25 protein-coding genes are annotated in these 24,700 nt (G+C 68.0%); 9 read left to right on the top strand and 16 right to left on the bottom strand.

The window, feature by feature from the left end:
• Positions 1-48: 48 nt before the first annotated feature.
• Both AC5Y5B_RS18405 and AC5Y5B_RS18400 read left to right on the top strand, forming a co-directional pair.
• Entirely contained in the window at positions 49-666 is a 618-nt protein-coding gene (locus tag AC5Y5B_RS18405) for a TetR/AcrR family transcriptional regulator (protein WP_165821863.1), read from the top strand.
• A 79-nt stretch (positions 667-745) separates the two neighbouring features.
• Entirely contained in the window at positions 746-1,162 is a 417-nt protein-coding gene (locus AC5Y5B_RS18400) for a nitroreductase family deazaflavin-dependent oxidoreductase (protein ID WP_500006091.1), read from the top strand.
• Here AC5Y5B_RS18400 and AC5Y5B_RS18395 read toward each other — a convergent pair.
• The 3 genes from AC5Y5B_RS18395 to AC5Y5B_RS18385 are packed head-to-tail and all read right to left on the bottom strand — an operon-like array spanning position 1,159 to position 3,140.
• Positions 1,159-1,515, bottom strand: a complete 357-nt coding sequence (locus AC5Y5B_RS18395) for a DoxX family protein (RefSeq protein WP_112634615.1) — start codon at positions 1,513-1,515, stop codon at positions 1,159-1,161. The genes AC5Y5B_RS18400 and AC5Y5B_RS18395 overlap by 4 nt on opposite strands.
• A gap of 9 nt (positions 1,516-1,524) precedes the next feature.
• A complete protein-coding gene (locus tag AC5Y5B_RS18390; RefSeq protein ID WP_112634616.1) occupies positions 1,525-2,658 on the bottom strand; it encodes an SPFH domain-containing protein in 1,134 nt (377 codons plus the stop codon).
• A gap of 44 nt (positions 2,659-2,702) precedes the next feature.
• A complete protein-coding gene (locus tag AC5Y5B_RS18385; RefSeq protein ID WP_112634617.1) occupies positions 2,703-3,140 on the bottom strand; it encodes an NfeD family protein in 438 nt (145 codons plus the stop codon).
• A gap of 57 nt (positions 3,141-3,197) precedes the next feature.
• On the opposite strand from AC5Y5B_RS18385, the gene AC5Y5B_RS18380 reads away from it, so the two are divergent.
• Positions 3,198-4,142: an Rv1486c family protein gene (locus tag AC5Y5B_RS18380; protein ID WP_112634618.1), complete on the top strand. Its 945-nt coding sequence runs from the start codon at positions 3,198-3,200 to the stop codon at positions 4,140-4,142.
• Between the two features lie 6 nt (positions 4,143-4,148).
• Here the strand turns inward: AC5Y5B_RS18380 and AC5Y5B_RS18375 are convergent, their stop codons facing one another.
• The 3 genes from AC5Y5B_RS18375 to fabG1 are packed head-to-tail and all read right to left on the bottom strand — an operon-like array spanning position 4,149 to position 6,798.
• The gene (locus tag AC5Y5B_RS18375; RefSeq protein ID WP_112634619.1) at positions 4,149-5,180 is read right to left on the bottom strand and encodes a ferrochelatase; all 1,032 of its coding nucleotides are present in this window, start codon (positions 5,178-5,180) and stop codon (positions 4,149-4,151) included.
• Between the two features lie 6 nt (positions 5,181-5,186).
• Entirely contained in the window at positions 5,187-5,996 is an 810-nt protein-coding gene (gene inhA / locus AC5Y5B_RS18370; protein WP_067097838.1) for an NADH-dependent enoyl-ACP reductase InhA, read from the bottom strand.
• Between the two features lie 34 nt (positions 5,997-6,030).
• On the bottom strand, positions 6,031-6,798 hold the full coding sequence (gene fabG1, locus AC5Y5B_RS18365; protein ID WP_112634620.1) for a 3-oxoacyl-ACP reductase FabG1: 768 nt from the start codon (positions 6,796-6,798) through the stop codon (positions 6,031-6,033).
• Positions 6,799-6,956: 158 nt separating this feature from the next.
• Here fabG1 and AC5Y5B_RS18360 point away from each other — a divergent pair, with 158 nt between their 5' ends.
• Entirely contained in the window at positions 6,957-7,796 is an 840-nt protein-coding gene (locus AC5Y5B_RS18360; RefSeq protein ID WP_500006090.1) for a type IV toxin-antitoxin system AbiEi family antitoxin, read from the top strand.
• 78 nt (positions 7,797-7,874) lie between these two features.
• On the opposite strand, the gene AC5Y5B_RS18355 is transcribed toward AC5Y5B_RS18360, so the two are convergent.
• The 6 genes from AC5Y5B_RS18355 to AC5Y5B_RS18330 all read right to left on the bottom strand — a co-directional run bounded on the left by AC5Y5B_RS18355 (position 7,875) and on the right by AC5Y5B_RS18330 (position 14,090).
• The gene (locus AC5Y5B_RS18355; protein WP_112634621.1) at positions 7,875-8,882 is read right to left on the bottom strand and encodes a VWA domain-containing protein; all 1,008 of its coding nucleotides are present in this window, start codon (positions 8,880-8,882) and stop codon (positions 7,875-7,877) included.
• Complete coding sequence (locus tag AC5Y5B_RS18350; RefSeq protein WP_112634634.1) at positions 8,879-9,790, bottom strand: DUF58 domain-containing protein; 912 nt, start codon at positions 9,788-9,790, stop codon at positions 8,879-8,881. The genes AC5Y5B_RS18355 and AC5Y5B_RS18350 overlap by 4 nt, the downstream gene beginning before the upstream one ends.
• Positions 9,791-9,828: 38 nt before the next feature.
• The gene (moxR1, locus tag AC5Y5B_RS18345) at positions 9,829-10,959 is read right to left on the bottom strand and encodes a chaperone MoxR1 (RefSeq protein WP_112634622.1); all 1,131 of its coding nucleotides are present in this window, start codon (positions 10,957-10,959) and stop codon (positions 9,829-9,831) included.
• Between the two features lie 139 nt (positions 10,960-11,098).
• A complete protein-coding gene (ripB, locus tag AC5Y5B_RS18340; protein WP_112634623.1) occupies positions 11,099-11,836 on the bottom strand; it encodes an NlpC/P60 family peptidoglycan endopeptidase RipB in 738 nt (245 codons plus the stop codon).
• A 25-nt stretch (positions 11,837-11,861) separates the two neighbouring features.
• Positions 11,862-13,310 (bottom strand): NlpC/P60 family peptidoglycan endopeptidase RipA, encoded by a 1,449-nt coding sequence (gene ripA / locus AC5Y5B_RS18335; protein ID WP_112634624.1) that lies wholly within the window; start codon positions 13,308-13,310, stop codon positions 11,862-11,864.
• Positions 13,311-13,547: 237 nt separating this feature from the next.
• A complete protein-coding gene (locus tag AC5Y5B_RS18330; RefSeq protein WP_112634625.1) occupies positions 13,548-14,090 on the bottom strand; it encodes an Rv1476 family membrane protein in 543 nt (180 codons plus the stop codon).
• Between the two features lie 245 nt (positions 14,091-14,335).
• Between AC5Y5B_RS18330 and AC5Y5B_RS18325 the strand changes: the two genes are divergently transcribed.
• Positions 14,336-17,149: an aconitate hydratase gene (locus tag AC5Y5B_RS18325; protein ID WP_112634626.1), complete on the top strand. Its 2,814-nt coding sequence runs from the start codon at positions 14,336-14,338 to the stop codon at positions 17,147-17,149.
• A 23-nt stretch (positions 17,150-17,172) separates the two neighbouring features.
• Complete coding sequence (locus AC5Y5B_RS18320; protein WP_112634627.1) at positions 17,173-17,742, top strand: TetR/AcrR family transcriptional regulator; 570 nt, start codon at positions 17,173-17,175, stop codon at positions 17,740-17,742.
• 51 nt (positions 17,743-17,793) lie between these two features.
• Here the strand turns inward: AC5Y5B_RS18320 and AC5Y5B_RS18315 are convergent, their stop codons facing one another.
• The 4 genes from AC5Y5B_RS18315 to trxA all read right to left on the bottom strand — a co-directional run bounded on the left by AC5Y5B_RS18315 (position 17,794) and on the right by trxA (position 20,974).
• On the bottom strand, positions 17,794-18,003 hold the full coding sequence (locus AC5Y5B_RS18315) for a helix-turn-helix domain-containing protein (protein ID WP_430919890.1): 210 nt from the start codon (positions 18,001-18,003) through the stop codon (positions 17,794-17,796).
• A gap of 87 nt (positions 18,004-18,090) precedes the next feature.
• Positions 18,091-19,728, bottom strand: a complete 1,638-nt coding sequence (locus tag AC5Y5B_RS18310; protein ID WP_112634628.1) for an ABC-F family ATP-binding cassette domain-containing protein — start codon at positions 19,726-19,728, stop codon at positions 18,091-18,093.
• Between the two features lie 27 nt (positions 19,729-19,755).
• On the bottom strand, positions 19,756-20,565 hold the full coding sequence (locus AC5Y5B_RS18305; protein ID WP_112634629.1) for an enoyl-CoA hydratase: 810 nt from the start codon (positions 20,563-20,565) through the stop codon (positions 19,756-19,758).
• Between the two features lie 55 nt (positions 20,566-20,620).
• A complete protein-coding gene (gene trxA, locus AC5Y5B_RS18300) occupies positions 20,621-20,974 on the bottom strand; it encodes a thioredoxin (protein WP_066868658.1) in 354 nt (117 codons plus the stop codon).
• Positions 20,975-21,127: 153 nt separating this feature from the next.
• Here trxA and AC5Y5B_RS18295 point away from each other — a divergent pair, with 153 nt between their 5' ends.
• The 3 genes from AC5Y5B_RS18295 to AC5Y5B_RS18285 all read left to right on the top strand — a co-directional run bounded on the left by AC5Y5B_RS18295 (position 21,128) and on the right by AC5Y5B_RS18285 (position 24,684).
• Positions 21,128-22,954: an acyl-CoA dehydrogenase gene (locus AC5Y5B_RS18295; RefSeq protein ID WP_112634630.1), complete on the top strand. Its 1,827-nt coding sequence runs from the start codon at positions 21,128-21,130 to the stop codon at positions 22,952-22,954.
• A gap of 77 nt (positions 22,955-23,031) precedes the next feature.
• The gene (locus AC5Y5B_RS18290; protein ID WP_240631833.1) at positions 23,032-23,820 is read left to right on the top strand and encodes a DUF5666 domain-containing protein; all 789 of its coding nucleotides are present in this window, start codon (positions 23,032-23,034) and stop codon (positions 23,818-23,820) included.
• 123 nt (positions 23,821-23,943) lie between these two features.
• Positions 23,944-24,684 (top strand): DUF5666 domain-containing protein, encoded by a 741-nt coding sequence (locus AC5Y5B_RS18285; RefSeq protein WP_289176532.1) that lies wholly within the window; start codon positions 23,944-23,946, stop codon positions 24,682-24,684.
• Positions 24,685-24,700: the final 16 nt, after the last annotated feature.

The raw sequence follows: 24,700 nt of genomic DNA, 5'->3' as shown, positions 1-24,700 counted from the left end.
GGCCCGGAGCCTGCCACCGGTTGTAAACATCTGTTTATAATTGTGAACGTGCATTCACCACTACCGGATGACCGCACGGCCCGGGCGCGGATCCGGGACGAAGCGCTGCGTCTGTTCGCCCAGCGCGGCCCCGATGCGGTCACCCTGCGCGACATAGCGAACGCGGCGAGCGTTTCGCCGGCCCTGCTCATCAGGCATTACGGCTCGAAAGACGGGCTCGTCGAGATCGTCGACAATCACGTCGTCGCCACATTCGAAGTGCTGCTGACGAAGATGACCGAGCAGACCGCCGTGGTCGGGCTCGAGCCGACCGCAGTGCCGAGCCTGCTCGACGGCCTGGCCACTTACCTGCCGCCCGACTCGCCGATCCCGGCGTACCTGAGCCGGCTGCTGATCAACGGAGGGAGCGCCGGTTCGGCATTGTTCGACCGGCTATTCCGGCTCAGCCAAACCACTCTTAACGCGATGGTCGCGGTCGGCACCGCCAGCCGCGGTGCGGACGCAGCGGTGCGGGCGGCGTTTTTGCTTGTCAACGACCTCGCGGTGCTGACGCTGCGGCCCCGCCTCACCGAGGCACTCGGAGTGGATCCGCTCTCGGAGGAGGGAATGCGGCGGTGGGCCGGCGAGGTCTTCGCCATCTATCGCGAAGGACTTATCGGCAGATGAAGGAGAAATGAAGGTAAAGGTGTCCAACACAACCCTTTTCGTCAACGCCGGCGCACGCGTGCTGCGGTCGCGTCGCCTGATGCGCGCACCGATCTGGATCTATAAAGCCCGCGCGGGCGCGCTGTTCGGCTCGCGGATCTTGATGCTCGAGCACATCGGCCGCAAATCCGGTGCACCGCGCTTCGTGGTGCTGGAAGTTCTCGACCACTCGTCACCCGACACCTATGTGGTCGCGTCGGGCTTCGGTCGAAAAGCCCAGTGGTTCCGCAACATTGAAGCCAACCCGCGGGTGCGGGTCTACGCCGGCAGCCACGCGCCCAGAACGGCCACCGCGCGGGTGATGACCACGCCCGAAGCCGATCGCACCCTGGCCGCCTACCGCACCCGTCACCCCAAGGCGTGGGAGCGGATGCGCCCGGTGCTCGAAGAGACACTCGGCGTCCCGATCACCGACACCGACACCCCGCTGCCGCTGGTCGAGTTGCGCCTCGACTAGTTCTGGTCCGGCCCCTTGATCGTCATCGCGGCCACCAGCGCCAAGAACAGGGCGGCCGGAACGCCGTTGACGACTTTGTCGCGCACCCGCACGTGCGCGCCGAGGGCCAGCACGAAGTACAGCGTCAGCATCGCCGTCGTCAGCCGCGCCAGGGCCGGAAAACGGTTGACCGACAGCAATCCGACGGCCGCGGCCGCCTTCACCGCGGGCAGCACGGGCCGGACGTTCTCCGGCAGGCCCACGTCATCCAGCACCTTCTTGATCGGGGCCACCTGGACGCCGCACAGAACCGCGTCCACGGCGTGGAAGGCGCCAAGCGCCGCATAGGTCTTCGGTGAAGTCAACGCACTCATGCCGCAATCCTATGGAGTCAGCTCGCCGGCCGGGCCGTCCGCCGGCTGGCGCGCGATCGCCTCCGCCTTGGCCACCGCCTGGGCGATCGCCGGGTCGGTCTCGGTGGAGAACCAGTCGGCCACCTCGGCGTCGTCGTCGGCGCTGTGCTTGGGGGCGTCGTCGACGGGCGACGGCTGGAAGCGGAACACCCCGTCCTGGCCCGGCGTCCCCAGCAACTTGGTGAATCCCTGCAGCGCCGCGTTGAAGTCGCTGGGCACCACCCACACCTTGTTGGCGTCGCCGCGCGCCATCTCCGGCAGCGTCTGCAAATACTGGTAGGCCAGCATCTCCGGCGTGGGCCGGCCGGCCTTGATGGCGGCGAACGTCTTCTCGATGGCCTTGGCCTGCCCCTGCGCCTGCAGATAAGCCGCGGCGCGTTCACCCTGGGCACGCAGCATCCGGGACTGCCGGTCGGCCTCGGCGCCCAGGATCGCGGCCTGCTTGGCGCCCTCGGCCGCCAGGATCTGCGCCTGCTTCTGGCCCTCGGCCTCCTTGATCGCCGCCTCGCGCATACCTTCGGCGGTCAGAATCATCGCCCGCTTCTCGCGGTCGGCCTTCATCTGCTTCTCCATCGACGCCTGAATCGACGGCGGCGGATCGATGCTGCGCAACTCGACCCGGGCGACCCGCAACCCCCAGCGGCCGGTCGCCTCGTCGAGCACGCCGCGCAGCTGCCCGTTGATCTGGTCGCGCGACGTCAGCGTCTGCTCGAGCGTCATGCCGCCGACGACGTTGCGCAGCGTGGTGGTGGTGAGCTGCTCGACGCCGACGATGTAGTTGCTGATCTCGTAGACGGCCGCCTGGGGAACGGTGACCTGGAAGTAGACCACCGTGTCGATGTTGAGGGTCAGGTTGTCCTCGGTGATCACCGGCTGCGGCGGGAACGACACCACCCGCTCGCGCAGATCAACCCGGGCGCGAACCCGATCGATGAACGGCACCAACAACGTCAGCTGCCCGCTGACCGTGCGGCTGTATCGTCCCAGCCGTTCGATCACCGCGGCCTCCGCCTGAGGTATCAGCGCAACCGACTTGGCCACCACGACGATGGCGAAAATCACCAAGACGGCCAGCAGCACCAAACCAGCAACCGCACCTTGCATCGAACTTCCTCTCTCTACCAGTCGTTGGCGGCTTCGTCTCGCCGCTACAGACTGCTCCTGAAGACCACCGCCGTGGCGCCGTCGATCTGCATGACGGTGACCGGCTCGCCGGGTTCGTACACCTCGGCCTCGTTGAGCGGGCGCGCGGACCACACCTGGCCGTCGAGTTTGACCTGACCCGCATCGCGCGCGACCCGCTCGAGCACCAGCGCGGTTTTGCCCTGCAGCGCCTCGATTCCCAACCGCGGCGCCCCGCCCGGCGTCAGCCGGCGCTTCAGCGGCGGGCGGACCAACACCAGCAGCAGCACCGAGACGACCAGGAACACCGCGCCGTTCGCCCACACCGGAAAGTCGGTCACCCAACTGGTGAGCGCCGCGGCCAGTGCGCCCCCGCCGAGCATCACCAGAAACAAATGGCCGGTGAGCGCCTCCGCACCGGCCAGCACCAGCGCGAATATTAGCCAAAGCACCGCGGCGTGCATGCGGCAAGAATACGCGTGATCCGCCTTCGCCGGGCAAAACAACTACACTGCGTTCTCGTGTGGTGTCCCAGTGTTTCGCTGTCCCTGTGGGCCAATGCGTGGCTCGCCGGAAAGGCCGCGCCCGACGACGTCCTGGACGCGTTATCCGTCTGGGCGCCAAAGCAATCGGTGACCGCGTATGATGCGGTCGCCGCGGGCCACACCGGGCTGCCCTGGCCCGACGTGCACGACGCCGGAACGGTCACGCTGCTGCAGACACTGCGTGCCGCAATCGGCCGGCCGACCGCGGCGCCGGACGGCACAGGGTTGATGCGCGGATCGATCAACGTGATTTTGCCGGTGCCGGGTGACGTGCGCGGGCTGGCCCCCGGAACCCAGTTCGAGCGCGACGCGCTCGCGGCCGGCGAGGCCGTCATCATCGCCAACCCCCGAAACCCCGCCACCGCCGTCGGCCTGGTGCCCGAATTCTCCTATGAGGACGACGAGGACGTGCCGGAGGACTACGAGACGCGGCTTGCCGAACTGTGCGCGCTCACGTGGACCGTGTACTCGCTGCCGGGCGCACCCGTGCTGGACCATTACGAGCTCGGCGACGCGGAGTACACGCTGCGGTCGGCCGTGCGCTCGGCCGCCGATGCGCTGGGCGCCATCGGGCTGGGGGCCGCGGCATCCGACGTCGACGACCCGCGGGGCCTGGTCGAGCAACTCCTGGAATCCGCACGGCAGCACCGCATTCCCGACCACGCGCCGACGCGCGCGCTGCGGGTCCTGGAGAACGCCGCCCACGTCGACGCCATCATCGCGGTCAGCGCGGGACTGAGCCGATCCGACTCTCCGGACCGCTTCACCGCGCCCGTCGCCGCCGGCGTGGAACCCCTGGGAACCCAATCCTCTTCGGAGGCCCGCATTGCCAGCGACGCGCTGCGACCGCTCACCGCGGTGGTGCGTTCGGCGCGGATGGCGGCCGTGACCGCGATCCTGCATTCCGCCTGGGGCGATTGACCGTTTCTAGCGGCCGGCCGCGCAGTGCGGCGGGCGGCACGGCGCGCCGTTGACGCTGGCACCGCAACCGGGCACCGGGTCGGGTCCGGTCGTCCGCTCGGGCTCGCGCCCGTATCGCAATTCGTCGATCAGGTCCGCGGCCAGCTGCGCGAAACGCGGGTGGGCGTTGGGCGTCGACGCCCGCACCAGCGCCACGCCCGCCGCCTCGGCCTGGCCTGCCAGCTCGTTGTCGAGATCCCACACCACCTCGATGTGGTCGGCCACGAACCCGATCGGACAGACGATGACGGCTTCGGTCCCGGCCTGCGCCAGCGTGGCCAGGTGGTCGGCGACATCGGGCTCCAGCCAGGGCACCTGGGGCGGGCCCGAGCGCGACTGCCACGCCAGGTCGTAATCGGCATACCCGGCGGCGGCCGCCACAAGGCTTGCGGCATAGGCGACTTGGCGGCTGTACAGCCGCGGGCCCACGCGGTCGTCGGCGGCCACCGGAATGGAATGCGCGGTGAACACCAGCCGCGCGCCGGCCTGTTGCGCGGCGGTCAGCGCCCCCGAGGCCGCGCCGATGGTGTCGGCGAAGATCCGCACGAACCTCGGGTGGTCGAAATAGGGCCGCAGCTTGACCAATTCGGGCGCGTCCGGCCCGGCCGCCTCGCGCGCCCGGGCGATGTCCTCGACGTATTGCGTGCAGCTGGAATAGCCGCTCCACGCCGAGGTGGTGAACACCACGGCCCGACGAATTCCGTTGTCGCGCATCGTGGCGACGGTGTCCTCGACGTAGGGCTCCCAGTTGCGGTTGCCGAAATAGACCGGAAGGTCCAGGCCGCGGTTGCCCAGCTCGGCTTCCAATTGCGCCACCAGCGCGCGATTGATGTTGTTGATCGGCGACACCCCGCCGAAATGCAGGTAGTGCTGGGCGACGTCATCGAGGCGTTCCGGGGGCACGTTGCGGCCCCGGGTGACGTTCTCCAAGAACGGCCGAACCTGCTCCGGACCTTCCGGACCGCCGAAGGACAACAGCAGGACGGCGTCGAATTCCATTAGGCTTTACAGCAATTGGGTGCTTGCGCCGCCGTCGGCGTAGATGATGGTTCCCGTCGTCGCCGGCAGCCAGTCCGAGAGCAGCGCGCACACCGTCTTGGCGACCGGGGTCGGGTCCTTCATGTTCCAGCCGATGGGTGCGCGCTGATCCCAGCCCTCTTCGAGCAGCTGCATCTGCGCGCCGGCCTCTTCGCCGAGCGCCCCGCCGACGATCGCGCTCATCGCCAGCGTCCGGATCGGGCCCGCGGCAACGAGATTCGACCGCACGCCAAATTTGCCCGCCTCGCGCGCCACGAACCGGTTGACCGACTCCAGCGCGCTCTTGGCCACCGTCATCCAGTTGTAGGCCGGCATCGCCCGGCTGGGGTCGAAGTCCATACCCACGATGGAGCCGCCGGGATTCATGATCGGCAGCGTCGCCTTGGCCAGCGAGGCATACGAATACGCCGAGATGTGAATGCCTTTGGAGACATCCTCATACGGCGCGTCGAAGAACGGGTTGATGCCCATCCCCGTCTGTGGCATGAAGCCGATCGAGTGCACCACGCCGTCGAGCTTGTTGCCCTCGCCGATTTCGGCGGTCACCCGCTCGGCGAGCGAGTCCAGATGCTTTTCGTTCTGCACGTCGAGTTCGATCAGTGGCGCCTTCTCCGGCAGCCGGTCGGCGATGCGCTGAATCAGGCGCAACCGGTCGAACCCGGTCAGCACCAACTGCGCGCCCGCCTCCTGGGCCGCCTTGGCGATGTGAAACGCAATCGACGAATCGGTGATGATCCCCGAAATCAGAATCCGTTTGCCGTCGAGCAGTCCTGCCATGTCCGTCCTTAATGTCGATGTGTCGGGGCCGAAGTCAGTGGCCCATGCCCATGCCGCCGTCCACCGGGATGACCGCGCCGGCGATGTAGCTGGCGTCCTCGGACGCCAGGAAGCTGACCGCCCCGGCGACCTCCTCGGCGGTGCCGACCCGCTTGGCCGGGATGAAGTCCAGCGCGCCCTCCTGGATCCGCTCGTCGAGGGCGCGGGTCATCTCGGTGTCGATGTAGCCCGGCGCCACCACATTCGCGGTCACGTTGGCCTTGGACAGCTCCCGGGAGATCGAGCGGGCCATGCCGATCAGGCCGGCCTTGGCGGCCGCATAGTTGGCCTGGTTGCCGATGCCCCAGCTGCCCGACACCGACCCGATGAAGATGATCCGGCCGAAACGCTTGCGCTGCATGCTGCGTGAGGCGCGCTGGGCCACCCGGAAGGCCCCGGTGAGGTTGGCATTGATGACCTCCTCGAACCGCTCCTCGGTCATCCGGATGAGAAACGCGTCCTTGGAGATGCCGGCATTGGACACCAACACCTCGACCGGACCCTGGTGCTCCTCGACCTCCTTGAAGGCGCGGTCGACCGCGTCGTTGTCGGTGACGTCGCACACGACGCCGAACAACCCCTCGGGCGCCCCGGATCCGCGGTGCGTGACGGCCACCTTGTGGCCGTCGGCGGCCAGCCGCTGCGCGATCGCCAGCCCGATCCCCCGGTTTCCGCCGGTGACCAGGACTGAACGGGATACGAATGCCGGCTTGCCGCCGTTGGTGGCGGGCGTGGAGGTGTTCTCGGTGGCTGCGTCAGTCACCCGGCCAACTTATCGCCTCGGTGCGGCGGGACTGAAATCTCCCCCGGTTAGCACCGCGAGGGTAAGCAGGCTGCGACTTTCGGGCCGGATTTCCGCGGTGCGCTTACGCTCGCGGAGCGCTGTCGGTGTGGCGGAGCACACTTCCGCCCATGGCGGGCATGACAGGCCCCTTCTTGGGCAGCGAGGCCCTAGCCGCCGGCGCGGTAACTCCGCACGAGCTGCGCAGGCGGTATACGGCGCTGCACAAAGACGTGTACGTGGCCAGCGACCTCGAGCTGACGGCGGTGTTGCGCGCGAAGGCCTGCTGGTTGCGATCACGCCGGCGCGGCATACTCGCCGGCTTTTCGGCCTCGGCGCTGCACGGCTCGAAGTGGATCGACCCGGCGGTGCCCGCCGCGATCATCGACACCAACCGGTGGCCCGCGCCGGGCGTGCATGTGTGGGAAGAGCGGATCGAGGCAGACGAGATCACCGTCGTCGACAGCATGCGAGTCACCACGCCCGCTCGAACCGCGCTCGATTTGGCCAGGCGATGCCAGCTAGGTGCTGCGGTCGCTGCGGTCGACGCCCTCGTGCGGGCGACCGATGTGAAGATGGCCGACGTCGAGTTGCTGGTCAAGCGGTATCGCGGACGCCGAGGCATGAAGGCCGCTCGCGCCGCCCTCGAACTCGCCGACGGTGGAGCGCAGTCGCCCAAGGAGACCTGGCTACGCCTGCTGTTGATTGCGGCCGGCTTTCCCGCTCCCCAGACACAGATTCCAGTCCGCAACGAATGGGGCTGGGCAGAAGCCTATTTGGACATGGGCTGGGAGGACATCAAGGTGGCCGTGGAGTACGACGGCGATCAGCATCGATCGAGTCGCTATCAGTACGTCAAGGACATTCGCCGGCTGGAGACGATCGAGCGTCACGGGTGGATCGTCGTCCGGGTCATCGCAGAGCACCACCGCGACGAGATCATCCGCCGTGTGCGCGAGGCCCGCGCTTCGCGAGCGTAAGCCCACTGTGCAAATTCGGGCCGAAATTCGCAGTGCGCTTACGCTCGCGGATTCTGGAAGGGGCCACAACGGGCGGAACTAGGTCGGCAGGCGGCGGTTGATGAGCAGCGCCGCGAGCGCGGCCAGCGCCAACACCAGCGCGCCCAGCCGCACCCAGCCCACGCTGGCGTCACCCTTGATGGTCTCGTAGCCGATCTGCTGCTGCAGCGTCGCGTACACCGATTTCAGTTCCTGCAATGACGCCGCGCTGTAGGCGTTGCCGCCCGAGAGCTGGGCCACCTTCTTCAGGGTCTCGTCGTCGACGGGCACCGGCTGGCGCTGGTCGTTGATCTCGACGAACCCGTACGGGGTGCCGAACGAGATGGTCGAGATCGGCACGCCCTGGTCCTTGGCCGTGCGCGCGGCGGTGAAGGCGCCCTTGGGGTTGTCCGGGTTGGTCGGCATCGTCTCCTTGCCATCGGAGAACAACACGATGCGCGCCGGCGGCGGTTTGTCGCCGCCGCCGATCACCGCGCCGACCGTCGCGATGGCCTGCAGCGCGGTGAAGATGCCCTCCCCGGTGGCGGTGCGGTCGGCGAACTGCAGCTTGTCCAGCGCGGCCTTGGTCGATTCCCGGTTGGTCGTCGGCGAGACCAGCACCGTCGCGGTCCCCGCATAGGCGATCAGCCCGAGGTTGATGCCCGGCGTCAGCTCGTCGGCGAACTGCTTGGCGGCCTCCTGCGCGGCCGCCATCCGGTTGGGCGCGACATCGGTGGCGCGCATGGACTGCGAGACGTCGATGACCAGCATCACCACCGCGCGGTTGCGCGGAATCCGGACGTCGTTGGTGGGCCCGGCCATCGCGATGGTGAACAGCACCAGCGACGCCACCAGCAGGATCGCCGGGACGTGGCGCCAGGTCGAAGGCCGTTTGGGCGCAACGCTTTCCAGCAGCTCCATGTTGGCGAACCGGAGCATGCGCCGCTGGCGCGCCAGCTGCATCAGGATGTAGAGCGCGGCGAGCCCGACGACGACGAGCAAAAACAGGAAGAACCACGAATGTTCGAAGCCCGACAACGACATCGGGCCCAGGAGCGGCAATGTCACTGCCGCCCTGCCAATGCACCGCGCCGGCGGGATTCGACAAACCGCACGATGTCGGCGATCCAGTCGCGGTCGGTGCGCAGCGTCAGAATCGGGGCCCCGCAGCTCCGGATGGTGCGCGCCACCTCGGCGCGATGCGCCGCGGCGGCCTTGGCGAAATCGTCGCGCAGCTGCGCGTCGATGGTGAACTCGCGGGTGACGCCGGACTCGGCGTCCTGCAGCACGACGTCGCCGATGTCGGGCAGCTCGACGTCGCGCGGGTCGAGCACCTCCACGGCCAGCACCTCGTGGCGGGCGGCGACCGCCCGCAGCGGGCGCATCCAGTTGATCGGCCCGAGGAAGTCGCTGATGATCACCGCCATGCCGCGGCGGCGTTCCGGCCGGCGCAGGGCGTCGATCGCCGTCGCCAGGTCGCCGCGCACCCCGACCGGCGCCCGCGGCGTGGTGGCGATGGTGCGCAATAGCGTCTGCTCGTGCTGGCGACCGGAGCGGGCGGGCACCCGCGTGATGTTGGCCCCGGTGGAGACGATCGCCCCCAGCCGGTTACCGCCCCCGCTGTTGAGGAAGGTGATCGCGGCCGACGCCGCCACCGCCAGGTCGCGCTTCTCGCACCCCACGGTCCCGAAGTCCAGGCTGGCCGACATGTCGACCACCAGCCAGGTTTCCAGCTCCCGGTCGGCGATCATCTGCCGCACGTGCGGGTGCGTCGTGCGGGCGGTGACGGCCCAGTCCATCCGGCGGACGTCGTCGCCGGGCTGATACTCGCGCGACTCCCCAGGCTCGGAGCCGGGGCCCGGGATCAGCCCGAGGTGGTCGCCGTGCAGCACACCGTCGAGCTTGCGTTTGACGGTGAGCTCGAGGGTGCGCAGCGCCGCCGACAGCTTCGGGTCATCGATCTGGCCCCGCTGCATCGACGGCGGATGCACCACCGCCCGCCTGTTGGGATCGGTCACCGACCGCTGGCCGCGCCGGCGGGTTGCATCACCGGGGGCACCGAATGACCTTGCTGCGGAACGGCGTTCACCTGAGGCAGGGCCACCGTCTGCAGCACCCGGTTGATGACGATCTCCGGCGAGATCTCGTCGGCCAGCGCGTCGTAGGTGAGCACCAGCCGGTGGCGCAGCACGTCGGGAATGACGTCGACGACGTCTTGCGGGATCACGTAGTCACGGCCGCGGACCAGCGCCAGCGAACGCGACGCGGCGATGATGCCCAGCGACGCGCGCGGCGACGCCCCGAACGAGATCCACGTCTTGACGTCGTTCATGCCCAGCTGCTCGGGATGGCGGGTGGCGGTCACCACGCGCACCACGTAGTCCACCAGCGCGTGGTGGACGAAGACGTTGGCCGCGATGTCCTGCAGGCGCAACAGGTCGCCGGTGTTGAGGATCTGCTTGGGCTCCGGCGGGCGCACGCCCATCCGGTAGATGATCTCCCGCTCCTCCTCCGGCGACGGATAGCCGACATTGATCTTGAACAGGAAGCGGTCACGCTGGGCTTCGGGCAGCGGGTAGACACCCTCGTGCTCGATCGGGTTCTGCGTGGCCATCACCAGGAACGGGTTGGGCAGCGCGAAGGTCTTGCCGCCGATCGACACGTGGCGCTCCTGCATGACCTCCAGCAGCGCCGACTGCACCTTGGCCGGCGCGCGGTTGATCTCGTCGGCGAGCAGGAAGTTGACCACCACCGGGCCGAGCTCGGTGTCGAACTCCTCCTTGCCCTGGCGATAGATGCGGGTACCGATGATGTCGGTGGGCACCAGGTCCGGCGTGAACTGGATGCGCGCGAACGTCCCGCCGACCACCTTGGCGAACGTCTCGACGGCCAGCGTCTTGGCCACGCCGGGCACACCCTCGAGCAGGACGTGTCCCTTGGACAACAGGCCGACCAGCATGCGCTCCACGAGCTGGTCCTGGCCGACGATGATGCGTTTGACCTCGAAGATGGCGCGTTCCAGAGTCTGCACCTCGGCGGCCAGTCCGTTACCGCCGCCCGCCGGCGCTTCGTGAGCCGGGCCGGATTGCCCGCCCGGGCCCGAGTAACCGCTGGCGCCTGGCGGCGGCCCACCTGCTGATGTCATGAACTGCTACCTTCCACGGCTCAACCGACAAAGCTCAATCGGACACGACGCGCCCGCGTCCAACTATTCCAGGCCCGCCGAATTCCGTCGACGCTGGTGCACCCGCCCTGGGGGCGTGCCGGCCCGGACGCACCCGGGGTCAGTACTCGATGATCCTGGTCAGGAACGGTGTCATGCCGGGCTTCCGAACCGGGCTGACCGTAACCTTGGCGGCGCTGCCCGATGCCTCGAGCATCTGCCCGTTGCCCAGGTACATGGTGACGTGCTGGCTGCCGCCCGGGCCGTAGAAGATCAGGTCGCCGCGCCTGGCCTGATCCGGCGGAATGTGGCGCCCGGCGTTGTACTGGTCACCGGAGAACCGCGGGATCAGCACGCCGACCCCGGCGAAGCCGTAGCGCATCAACCCCGAGCAGTCGAAGCCGGTGATGTTGGCGCCGTCGCCGACGCCCTTGCTGGGGCCGTCCAGCGAGCCACCGCCCCACGAGTAGGGCACGCCCATCTGCGACCCCATCCGCTTGATCACGTACTCGATGGCCTGCCGGCCGTAGACCCGCGGGATCTTGCCGCCGGGGTTGGTGGGCGTGGCCGCGGCGGCGGGCGCGGGATCGCCCAGGATGTTGATCCCGAGACCGCCGAGAAATTGCCTGCCCAGGTCCATCGTCGTCTGGGTGGCCTGGGCGGTGGCCTGCAGCGAGGCGTTGGCGACGGCGAGCGGGTCTCCGGGGGCGCCGGCGCTGATCTGGGCCGGCAGGGTGGGGTCCCACTGGCCGGGGTCGGCCATGGCGAGGGGAGCCGGCGCCGCCACAGACAACATCAGCCCGGACACCACAGCGGTGATCCAGGCGAGATTGATGAGACGAAACCGGTTGCGGCGCATGGCTGTCCGTTCAGTGCTCACTCGATCACCACTCGATGTACCGGACCACGTAGGGCGTCATGCCGCTGGTGCGCACCGGGGCGACGCGCACCTTCAACCCGATGTCGGGGGCCTCGAGCATCTGGCCGTCGCCGAGGTAGATCGTCACGTGCTGGCTGCCGCCCGGGCCGTAGAAGATGACGTCGCCCCGGCGCATCTGGGAGGACGGGATCTTGCGGCCCAGGTTGTACTGCGAGCCGGAGTAGTGCGGCAGTTTGATGCCGACGCCGGCGAACGAGTACAGGACCAGGCCCGAACAGTCGAAGCCGGTGATGCCGGCCCCGGAGTCGATGCCCTTACTCGGGCCGGCCGCGTTGCCGCCGCCCCAGGAGTAGGGCACGCCGATCTGCGACATGCCGCGCCGGATCACGTATTCGGTGGCCTGCCGCCCGTAGACCCGGGGAATGCGTCCGCCGACCCCGCCCGGGGCGGCGTTGGTGATGCCGGTGTCATCGGGCTTGAGGATGCCCATCTGCTGCAGGAAGTTGCGGCCCAGCCCGGCGGTGACTTGAGTCGAGGTGGCCGAGATGCCGAGCACCTGGTTGATCACCGCGATCGGGTCGCCGGGGACGTTGGCGCTGGGGATCATCGGCAAGGTCGGGTCCCAGGCGCCGTCCCACTTGCGGCCCCCGGCCGACGGTGCCGGCGCGCCCGGCGTCCCGTTGTCCCACCGGTCGCCCGACGACGCAGCGCCGGACCCGCCGGCGCCCGCCGACCACTGCCGGGCGGCCTCGCGCTTGGCCGCCTCCAGCTTGACCTGAGCCTGATCCCGTTCGGCCGCAAGGCGAATGATGTCCTCGCGTTGCTGGTCGAACTTCTGCTTGGAGTTGGTCAGCGCCGCCACGGCGGCGTCCTGACTGGACTTGGCGTCGGCGGCGGCCTTGTCGGCGTTCCGCTTGGCCAGCCGCGCCGCCGATTCCTTGTTCACCTGCTCGGTGCGGGCCTGCTGCAGCTTGGCCATCACGGTCTGCGAGCTGGTGGTCAGGTTCTTGGCGGCGGCTTCGGTGGCGATGATGTCGTCGGGGCTGCTCGCCGTCAGGTAGCTGTTCGACGGGCCGTTCATATAGGTGGCCGCGGCGAAGGTGTCGAAGCGGCGCTGCGCACCGGCGATGGCGATGTTGGCGTCTTTGACCGCCTGCTGGCTGGCCTCTAGATCGTGCTCGGCGGTGGCCGCGTTGTCCCGCGCGGTCTCCACGTCGACGAGGGCCTTGTTGACGCTTTCCTGTTCGGTCTGGATTTCGGCGCTCAGGTTCTGCAGCCGCTGGTTGGCCTTGGCGACGTTGGCGATGAGGGCGGCCAGGTTGTCGGCGGTGGGATCGGCCTCCGCGAGGCCCGGCGTGGCGATCAGCAGGGCGAGGCTCAAAACGGATGGAACGATCGGCCGCACCAGCCTTGCGGCCGGTCGCGCAGAAGACCCCCAGCGTGTGCGTCTCATTCGACTCAGGTCTCCTAAGGCTCACGACGGGTGGCGCCAGCCACAGATTCCCCGAAAGGCGCCAAAGACAACACCAGCATCATTTGCACCGTACGTCACACCCGTGGGCGTGCAAACGCTCCACCGAAATCGCACTCTCTACGTGCGTTTACTGTGACCGAACGGTGACCTGGCCGGTTTGCCACACGGCCGAGCGAGGAAGTATTCGGGGCGGTCCGGCCGCACCGATATGCGCGCCTAGGCCGTGTTGGTGGGCGTCACTTCCTCCGCACCGGTCGAAAGATCCGGCGTTGCTGAACGCCGACCGCGCACTTGCAGGAGACGCGTCGCGACGGCCGCCGCGAACACCGCAATCAACAGGAAAATCGTCAGGCCGGTCCAGGGAAACTCCGGCGTGTCGAGCTCGTGCAGGAAATGCTGCGCGGAGACCACCGGGTTGCCGGTCTTGGCGATGTCCTCGCCGGCCTCGAGCGTCACGCGCGGGAACTGGGTGCTGTAGCTCCCGACGTAGCTCGGGCTCAGCGTCAGCACCGTCGCATCGTGATAGTCCGCACCGACCACCGTCGAGATGTCGCGCAACGGGGTGTCGTTCGGCGGGTTGTGGTCGAGCAGCACGATCTTGAGGTTGATGCCCTCGGCATGCGCCTGGTTGACCACATCGAGCAGTCCGGGCATCGCGGCGGGCGGGGCGCTGACGCCGGTGGCGGCGACCTGAGCCTTGACCATCGTCATGTCGACGTCCACCGGAATGTAGAGCGGCAGCATCTGTTGCCCGGTCATCGCGTCCTTCCTACTGCGCCGTCACGCCAGCGTGACTCTCGGCCTCGGCGGTCACTCTAGTGTGACGCCCCACGGGCGCGGCACCGTCCGCGACTTCACCGTCGAGGGTTTAAACCGGCGGCCGCGGCGACAAGACTGAAGTCAGGAGTGCCCTCGTAATGCAGGACAAGCGTACTGTTAAAGTTGGCACGGCACCGCCGACACGGCCCGTCGCGGTGGGAGAACTAAAGACTCTGGGAGTTGAAGTGACTGATTCTGTGAATTCGTTCGAAGCCCGCGACACGCTGAAGGTCGGCGACCAGAGTTACGAAATCTATCGCCTAGACGCCGTCCCCAACACCGAGAAGCTCCCCTACAGCCTGAAGGTGCTGGCCGAAAACCTGCTGCGCAACGAAGACGGCAGCAACATCACCAAAGACCACATCGAGGCCATCGCGAACTGGGATCCCAAGGCGGAACCCAGCATTGAGATCCAGTACACCCCCGCCCGCGTGGTGATGCAGGACTTCACCGGTGTGCCGTGCATCGTCGACCTGGCCACCATGCGCGAGGCCATCGGCGACCTCGGCGGCAAACCGGACAAGGTCAACCCGCTGGCCCCCGCCGACCTGGTGATCGACCACTCCGTGATCGCCGACCTGTTTGGCACCGCCGACGCGTTCGAGCGCAACGTCGAGATCGAGTACGAGCGCAACGGCGAGCGCTACCAGTTCCTGCGCTGGGGCCAGGGCGCGTTCCAGGACTTCAAGGTGGTGCCCCCGGGCACCGGCATTGTGCACCAGGTCAACATCGAATACCTGGCCAGCGTGGTGATGTCCCGCGACGGCGTGGCCTACCCCGACACGTGTGTGGGCACCGACTCGCACACCACCATGGTCAACGGCCTGGGCGTGCTGGGCTGGGGCGTCGGCGGTATCGAGGCCGAGGCCGCGATGCTGGGTCAGCCGGTGTCGATGCTGATCCCGCGGGTCGTCGGCTTCAAGCTGACCGGCGAGATCCAGGCGGGCGTCACGGCCACCGACGTCGTGCTGACCGTCACCGAGATGCTGCGCAAGCACGGCGTCGTCGGCAAGTTCGTCGAGTTCTACGGCAAGGGTGTGTCGGAGGTGCCGCTGGCCAACCGCGCCACTTTGGGCAACATGAGCCCCGAATTCGGTTCCACCGCAGCAATTTTCCCGATCGACGAGGAGACCATCTCCTACCTGAAGTTCACCGGCCGCAGCGACGAGCAGCTGGCGCTGGTGGAGGCCTACGCCAAAGAACAGGGCATGTGGCACAACCCCGACCACGAGCCGGTGTTCTCCGAGTACCTCGAGCTCGACCTGTCCACGGTGGTGCCGTCGATCGCCGGACCCAAGCGCCCGCAGGACCGAATTCAGTTGTCGGAAGCCAAGTCCACGTTCCGCGAGCAGATCCTCAGCTACGTCGACGGCGACGAGGACGGCCAGCAGGGCTATTCGAAACTGGACGAGTCGGTCGACGAGACCTTCCCGGCCAGCGATCCGGGCGCGGTGTCGAACGGACACGCCGACGACCGGCCCGTCGTGCAGTCGGCCGCCGCGCACGCCAAGGGCCGGCCGAGCAACCCGGTCCAGGTGCGCTCCGACGAGCGTGGCGAATTCGTGCTCGACCACGGCGCGGTGGTGATCGCCGCGATCACGTCGTGCACCAACACCTCCAACCCCGAGGTGATGCTGGGCGCGGCGCTGTTGGCCCGCAACGCCGTTGAGAAGGGGCTGGCGTCCAAGCCGTGGGTGAAGACCACCATGGCGCCCGGCTCGCAGGTGGTCAACGACTACTACGACAAGGCCGGCCTGTGGCCGTACCTGGAGAAGCTCGGCTTCTACCTGGTCGGCTACGGCTGCACCACCTGCATCGGTAACTCCGGTCCGCTGCCCGAGGAAATCTCGAAGGCCATCAACGACAACGACCTTTCGGTGACCGCGGTGCTGTCGGGCAACCGGAACTTCGAGGGCCGCATCAACCCCGACGTCAAGATGAACTACCTGGCGTCGCCGCCGCTGGTGGTGGCCTACGCGCTGGCCGGCACCATGGACTTCGACTTCGACGAGCAGCCGCTGGGCCAGGACAAGGAGGGCAATGACGTCTTCCTGAAAGACATTTGGCCCTCCCAGAAGGACGTTTCCGACACCATCGCCTCGGCGATCAACTCCGAAATGTTCACCAAGAACTACGCCGACGTGTTCAAGGGCGACGAACGCTGGCGCAACCTGCCGACGCCCAGCGGCAACACCTTTGAGTGGAACGCGGATTCGACCTACGTCCGCAAGCCCCCGTACTTCGAGGGCATGCCGGCCGAGCCCGAGCCGGTCAGCGACATCACCGGAGCCCGGGTGCTGGCGCTGCTGGGCGACTCGGTGACCACCGACCACATCTCCCCCGCCAGCAGCATCAAGCCGGGCACCCCCGCGGCGCAATACCTCGACGAGCACGGCGTGGAGCGCAAGGACTACAACTCCTTTGGCTCGCGGCGCGGCAACCACGAGGTGATGATCCGCGGCACCTTCGCCAACATCAGGTTGCGTAACCTGCTGCTCGACGACGTGTCCGGCGGCTACACCCGCGACTTCACCCAGGACGACGGGCCCCAGGCGTTCATCTACGACGCGGCGCAAAACTATGCGGCACAAGACATTCCGCTGGTGGTGCTGGGTGGCAAGGAATACGGTTCCGGCTCGTCGCGGGACTGGGCCGCCAAGGGTACCCGCCTGCTGGGCGTGCGCGCGGTGATCGCCGAGTCGTTCGAGCGCATCCACCGCTCCAACCTGATCGGCATGGGTGTGATCCCGTTGCAGTTCCCCGACGGCAAGTCCGCCACGGATCTGGGGCTGGACGGCACCGAGGTCTTCGACATCACCGGCATCGAAGAGCTCAACGACGGCAAGACGCCGAAGACGGTGAAGGTCAAGGCAAGTAAGGATGGAAACGACGTCGAATTCGACGCGGTGGTGCGCATCGACACCCCCGGTGAGGCCGACTACTACCGCAACGGCGGCATCCTGCAGTACGTGCTGCGCAACATGCTCAAGTCGGGTTAACCCCAACCCAATCCGATCATCTGATGCCAAAGGTCAGCGAGGACCATCTGGCGGCTCGCCGCCGCCAGATCCTCGACGGCGCCCGCCGCTGCTTCGCCGAATACGGCTATGAGCAAGCGACGGTGCGCCGGTTGGAGAAGGCGATCGGAATGTCGCGCGGCGCGATCTTCCACCACTTCCGGGACAAGGACGCGCTGTTCTTCGCGCTGGCCCACGAGGACGCCGAGCGGATGGCCGACGTGGCTTCGCGCGCGGGACTCATCCAGGTGATGCGCGACATGCTGGCCGCGCCGGAGCAGTTCGATTGGCTGGCAACCAGATTGGAGATCGCGCGCAAACTGCGCAACGATCCCGCGTTCAGCCAAGGATGGGCGGAGCGGTCCGCCGAGCTGCGCGCGGCCACCACCGATCGGCTGCGTCGGCAGATGGAGGCACACCGGGTGCGCGACGACGTGCCCGGGGACGTGCTGCAGTGCTATCTGGAATTGGTGCTCGACGGCCTGGTGGCCCGGTCGGCGTCCGGCGAGGATCCGCGGCGACTATCCGCGGTCCTCGACCTGGTGGAAAACTCGGTGCGCCGCAACGATTCTTAGGACGCGATCGTAACGTCACTGCGAACAAGGGGACGAGATTTCGCAGTGACGCTACGCCCGCGCGGTTTTGGCGGTCCGGTTGGGGCCGCCGCGGCTGCGCATCGTGGTGCCCGACTCCCGCAGCAGGCTATGGATCGACCCATACGACCTCCCGGTCGTGGCGACCAGAGTCCGGATACTGGCGCCGCCTTCGTAGGCGTGGCGCAGCTCGTCCAGCAACTGGTCGCGTGCCTTGGCCGACCTTTGCAGTGTTCTCTTCATGGCTCCTCCGACGCGGGACACGATCGCAAGCACCCAGAGTAAGAACCCACTGTCGGCCGCGGGCGGCTTTCGCCAAAAACCATCGACTCAGGCGAGTTCGATGAGATCCCGGTATTCGTCGGACCAGAAGTCCTCGGTGCCGTCGGGCAACAGCACGACGCGTTGCGGGTCGAGGGCCTCGGCGGCGCCGGGGTCGTGCGTCACCAAGACCACCGCTCCCTGGTAGCTGCGCAGCGCGTCGAGCACTTGTTCGCGTGAGGCCGGGTCGAGGTTGTTCGTCGGTTCGTCGAGCAACAGCACGTTGGCCGTGGAGGCCACCAGACCGGCCAGCGCCAGCCGGGTCTTCTCACCGCCGGACAGCGTGCCCGCCGGCTGGTCGAGCTGGGGACCGCTGAACATGAACGCGCCCAGCAGGCCGCGCAGATCCTGCTCGCCCGAATCCGGTGCGGCGTGGCGGATGTTCTCCCACACGGTCGCATCGTTGTCGAGCGTGTCGTGCTCCTGGGCGAAGTAGCCGATCCGCAGCCCGTGCCCGGGCTCGAGGCCGCCGGTGTCGGGGGCCTCGGTGCCGGCCAGGATGCGCAGCAGCGTGGTCTTGCCGGCGCCGTTGAGGCCCAGCACCACCACCCGCGAGCCGCGGTCGATCGCCAGATCGACGCCGGTGAACACTTCCAGCGACCCATAGGACTTGCTCAGCCCGGTGGCCACCAGCGGTGTGCGCCCGCAGGGGGCCGGGTTGGGGAACTTGATCCGGGCCACCTTGTCGGCCACCCGCTCGTCGTCGAGCGCGGCCATCATCCGGTCGGCGCGACGCAACATATTTTGTGCGGCAACGGCTTTGGTGGCTTTGGCGCCGAGCTTGGCGGCCTGCGAGCGCAGGGCGGTGGCCTTGCGTTCGGCGTTCGCGCGTTCCCGGCGGCGGCGCTGCTCGTCGGTGGCCCGCGCGTCGAGGTACTTCTGCCAGCCCATGTTGTAGACGTCGACCTCGCCGCGCACCGCGTCCAGGAACCACACCCGGTTGACGACGTCGGCGAGCAATTCGACGTTGTGGCTGATGATCACCAGGCCGCCGGTGTGGGCGCGCAGGAAGTCCCGCAGCCAGCCGATGGAATCCGCGTCCAGGTGGTTGGTCGGCTCGTCGAGGAGCAGCGTGGTCGACGAGCCCGACACCCCGGCACCGCCCTCGGACGCGGCGAACAGGATGCGGGCCAGTTCCACCCGGCGGCGCTGCCCACCGGACAGGGTGCGCAACTGCTGCGTCAGCACCCGTTCCGGCAGGCCCAGACTCGCGCAGATGCGGCTGGCTTCGCTCTCGGCGCCGTAGCCGCCCAGCGCGACGAAACGCTCCTCCAGCTGCCCGTAGCGGCGGATCGCGCGGTCGCGGGCGTCGTCGTCGGCGACCTCGGCCATCAGCGCCTGCTGTTTTTCCAGATCGGTCAGCAACACGTCGAGCCCGCGGGCCGACAGGACCCGGTCGCGGGCCAGCACGTCGAGGTCGCCCTCTTTGGGATCCTGTGGCAGATAACCGATTTCACCGGCGCGGTTGATCGCGCCGGCATAGGGTTCGGTCTCCCCCGCCAGGACGCGCAGGGTGGTCGTCTTACCGGCGCCGTTGCGGCCCACCAGCCCGATGCGGTCGCCGGGCTGCACGCGCAGATCGGGCCCGTCCGGTGAGAGCAGGATGCGCGCACCAGCGCGGACCTCGAGGTCCGTGGCCGTGATCACGATCGCTCTCCTTGGGGGAAAAGACGCCTATTTGTCGTCGGTGAACACCGGTGGTCGTCGTTCTGCGCGCGCGGCAACCGCTTCTTCGAAGTTGGCGGTGAGCAGGCGGACGAATAGCTGTCCCAAGCCTTCGGCTTGCATGTGCCCTTCCAGGCTACCGGCGTCCAGTCCACTCCACAGCGTGCGCTTGGTCAACTCGATTCCCGGGCGGGAGAACGCCGCGATGCGCGCGGCGATGGCGTAGCAGGTGTCCAGCAGCTGCTCGTCGGGAACCTGGTGAGACACCAGCCCGATGCGCTCGGCCTCCTCGGCGGTGATGTCGCGGCCGGTCAGCATGATCTCGAACGCGCGGGACGAGCCGATGGCCCGCGGCAGTAGGTAGGAAAGGCCCAGCTCACTGGCGGTCAGCCCGTTGTTGATGCCGGCGGCGCGGAAGTAGGCGCCGGTCGAGGCCACCCGGATGTCGGCGGCCAGGGCCAGGCACAGCCCGCCGCCGATGGCCGCGCCGTTGACCGCGGCGATCACCGGCTGATGTAGCCGGCGCAGCGCCAGGATGACCTCGTCGAGGATCTCCATGGAGCGCAGCGCATAGGTCGGGCGGGTCAGGCCCTCGACGTGGGGCACCGAGCCCGCTGACTTGTGATCGGCGCCGGAGGAAAAGCCCCGGCCGGCGCCGGTCAGCACGACCACGCGCACCGAATTGTCGTAGGTGACCTTGTCCAGGGCCTCCTTGAGCGGAACCATGACGTCGAACGCCATCGAGTTCATCCGCTCGGGCCGATTCAGGGTTATCAACGCGACGCCGGGCCGCGGGCGGTCTACCAGTACCAAACTCACCCATGCAACCTAGCGCGTCGCCGACCGTGCCCTTGCGCTGCAGCGCGGCGGGGGCCTATTCGCCCTGTCCGGCCTCGGCGGCGTCGACGTCGAACGCGCGGACCTGCGCGACCAGGTCCTCCAGGGCGGCCGGCGGCAGGGCGCCGGGCTGATTGAACAGCAGTTTGCCCTTCTTGAAGGCCATCAGCGTGGGGATCGAACGGATCTGCGCGGCCGCAGCCAGCTGCTGTTCGGCCTCGGTGTCGACCTTGGCGTGCACGATGTCGGGGTGCTTCTCCGAGGACGCCTGAAAGGTGGGACCGAACTGGCGGCACGGACCGCACCATGACGCCCAGAAGTCGACGAGCACGATGTCGTTGCCCTCGATGGTTTCGTTGAACTTCTCAGCGGTGAGATCAAGTGTTGTCACATTTGCCACAACGCCCGGACCCGACGCGATGTTCCCGTCGCGCGGCGTCGCGCCGGCGCCGGACCGCCGTTGGTTACGGTTGCGTACGTTTTCCCGCGTCCGACAGACTGTGCCTGACGATCCGCCGCCTCGAGGACCAGTGAGGGAATCGCGTTGGGCCACTACATCGCTAACGTCCGCGATATCGAATTCAACCTGTTCGAGGTTCTCGATGTCGGCGCCGTCCTGGGCGCCGGCGGCTACAGCGATCTCGACGAGGACACGGTCAAAACGATCCTGGCCGAAGCCGCGCGCCTCGCCGAGGGGCCGGTGGCCGAATCCTTCGCGTTCGCCGACCGCAATCCGCCGGTATTCGACCCGGCCGAGCACAAAATCAGCGTGCCCGAGGAGTTGGCCAAGACGGTGGCCGCGCTCAAGGAGGCCGGTTGGTGGCGGCTGGGCATGGCCGAAGAGATCGGCGGCATGCCCGCCCCGCCGCCGCTGGCCTGGGCGGTCAACGAGATGCTGATCTGCGCGAACCCGTCGGCGAATTTCTTTTGCCTGGGCCCCTTCATGTCTCAGGCGTTGTACCTCGAGGGCAACGAGCAGCAGCGGCGATGGGCCGCCGAAGGCGTGGAGCGGGGCTGGGCGGCCACCATGGTGCTCACCGAACCCGACGCGGGTTCCGACGTCGGCGCCGGGCGCGCCAAGGCCGTCGAACAACCCGACGGCACGTGGCACATCGAGGGCGTCAAGCGTTTCATCTCCGGCGGCGACGTGGGCGACACCGCCGAGAACATCTTCCATCTGGTGCTGGCCCGTCCCGAGGGTGCGGGCCCGGGCACCAAGGGCCTGAGCCTGTTCTACGTGCCCAACTTCCTGTTCGACCCGGACACCTTCGAGCTCGGCCCGCGCAACGGTGTGTACGTCACCGGGGTGGAACACAAGATGGGCATCAAGTCCTCCCCCACGTGCGAATTGACTTTCGGCGCAACGGATGTGCCCGCGGTCGGCTACCTCGTCGGCGACGTGCACCGGGGCATCGCGCAGATGTTCACCGTCATCGAGCAGGCGCGCATGACGATCGGTGTCAAAGCCGCCGGCACGCTGTCCACGGGTTACCTGAACGCGCTGGCCTTCGCCAAGGAGCGGGTGCAGGGTGCGGACCTGACGCAGATGTCGGACAAGACCGCGCCGCGGGTGACGATCATTCACCATCCCGACGTGCGTCGCAGCCTGATGACGCAGAAGGCGTACGCGGAGGGCCTGCGCGCGCTCTACATGTATGCCGCCGCCCATCAGGATGACGCTGTGGCACAACGTGTTTCGGGCGCCGATCACGAAATGGCGCACCGGATAGACGATCTGCTGCTGCCGATCGTCAAGGGGGTGAGCTCGGAGCGGGCCTACGAGGTGCTGACCGAGTCGCTGCAGACGCTCGGCGGTTCGGGCTTCCTGCAGGACTATCCGCTCGAGCAGTACATCCGCGATTCGAAGATCGATTCGCTCTACGAGGGCACCACCGCGATCCAGGCGCTCGACTTCTTCTTCCGCAAGATCGTGCGCGACCGGGGCCAGGCCCTGCAGTTCCTGACGGCTCAGATCACGGCGACCATCGACAACGTGGACGAGGCGCTCAAGCCGGTCGCGCAGTTGGTGCAGACCGCGTACGACGACGTGACGGCGATGACCGGCGCGCTGACGGGCTACCTGATGTCCGCGGCGCAGCAGGCCGACGAGATCTACAAGGTGGGGCTGGGATCGGTGCGCTATCTGCTGGCGGTCGGCGATCTGCTGATCGGCTGGAGGTTGCTGGCGCAGGCCGACATCGCGCACCGGGCGCTGGCCGATGGCGCGGGCGACGACGAACCGTTCTATCGGGGCAAGATCGCGACCGCGGGCTTCTTCGCCAAGAACTTGCTGCCCAGGCTGACCGCGCTGCGCGGGGTGATCGAATCCATCGACGACGACATCATGAAGGTGGCCGAAGAGGCCTTCTGAGTGCTGCCCACAGGTTGGGCACAGGTTAAACGGGTAAACCATTACGTTGGCTTTAACCGACGAATGGAGAAACGTTGATGTCTGCCAGCCCTCACGTGCCCCGGTTCACCCGACTCGCGGTCGTCGCCGTCGCGGGGGCCACCGCACTATCCCTGTCCGCCTGCGGCTCCTCGAACAAATCCAGTCCCCCGTCCACCTCGACCTCGACCTCGACCTCGGTCGTGACGTCGACGACCACCTCGGCCACCCCGAACGCCGAAGCGCGGGTCAACGGCCTGATCGCCTCGGTGGCGGGCAACTCCATTCAAGTCACCAAGGAAGACAACGCGACCGCCGCGGTGAACTTCACCTCGACCACCAAGATCACCGAGGCCGTGCCGGCCGGGCTGCCGGACGTCACCCCAGGCAGCTGTCTCAGCGTGAAGCCGACGGAGGGATCGGCGCCCGGACAGGCCGTCACCGCCGCGTCGGTGAAGATCAGCGAGTCCGTCAACGGCGCCTGCCCGAAGCCGCCGCAGAACGCGCCCGGCGCCTCCACCACCACGCCGCCGTCCCTCCCGCCGTCGAATGCGCCCACGAAGCCGGCCTGGGTGCGCGGCTCGGTGGCGTCGGTGTCCGGCAACACCATCAACCTCACCAACACCGATCCCAGCGGCAACACCACCCAGACGACCGTGACGGTCGACGACAAGACCAAATACACCAAGCGGACGGCCGCGAACACCGACGCGATCACGCCGGGCAAATGCCTGTACGCGCGTGGAACGCAGGACAACGGCGGCGCGCTGCAGGCGACGAGCATCAACCTACGACAGGCTGTCGACGGCAAATGCGGCAAGCCCAAGCAGCCCGGCCAGGGTCACTGACCCAGGGCTGACTGAGATTGTCGTCACTCCCGCCGGCGCGGCGTGAAAACCGCGTCCGGCGGGGGTATTTGGCGGGGACGGCCGAACGCGTGATCGGAGATGAGTGCTGTGCCTGCCCTATCGTTGAAGACGCGGCGGACGCAGATCGCGCTCGGCGCAGTCATCGCCTTCGTCGCGCTGTGCGTCGCCATGTGTGGGCCCTCCCACGACGCGTCGAACGGCGCCGCCCCGCGCGCCGTCACGGCCGTGCCGCCCGGCGCGGCACCCAGCGCGGCGCCGCCACCGGCACCGGGGCCCCCGCCACCGCCGCCGATGGGCAAGGACTACGTCGAGGGCATGGTGCAGTCGAATTCGGGTGGCACGGTCGCACTTCGGACGCGGACCGGCTCGGCGACGGTGAACTACACGCCCCAGACCCGGGTCGTCGACGTCACCCCGGCCAAGCTGGCCGATGTGACGCCCGGCAGTTGCGTGAACATTAAGGCCACCCCGCAGAGCGCGCCGCCGCCGGGTGCCATCACGGCGCAGGCGGTGACCGTCACCCCATCCGTGGACGGGAAATGCCCTCCACCCGCCGGGTTCTACGGCACGGTCGCCTCCGTCTCGGGCAACACCATCGCCGTCAACGGTCTGGGCCCCGGCGGCCCGGGCGCCTCCACCAACGTGACGGTCGCCGGCTCGACGTCATACCAGCGGCAGGTCCCCTCGGACACCCAGGCGATCACCAACGGTAAATGCATTGGGGCACAAGGGACTCAGGACGGCGGCGTCTTGCACGCGACGATGATCAGTGTGGAGACCTGCCCGCCGATGGGGCACCCGCACCACCACCTGCATCTGCCGCATCTCCCGTTCCACATCTAGTGGCCTGGGAGCGAAA

The sequence above is a fragment of the Mycobacterium sp. NGS33 genome (assembly GCF_059812885.1).
This window is presented reverse-complemented; position numbering and strand designations above follow the sequence as displayed.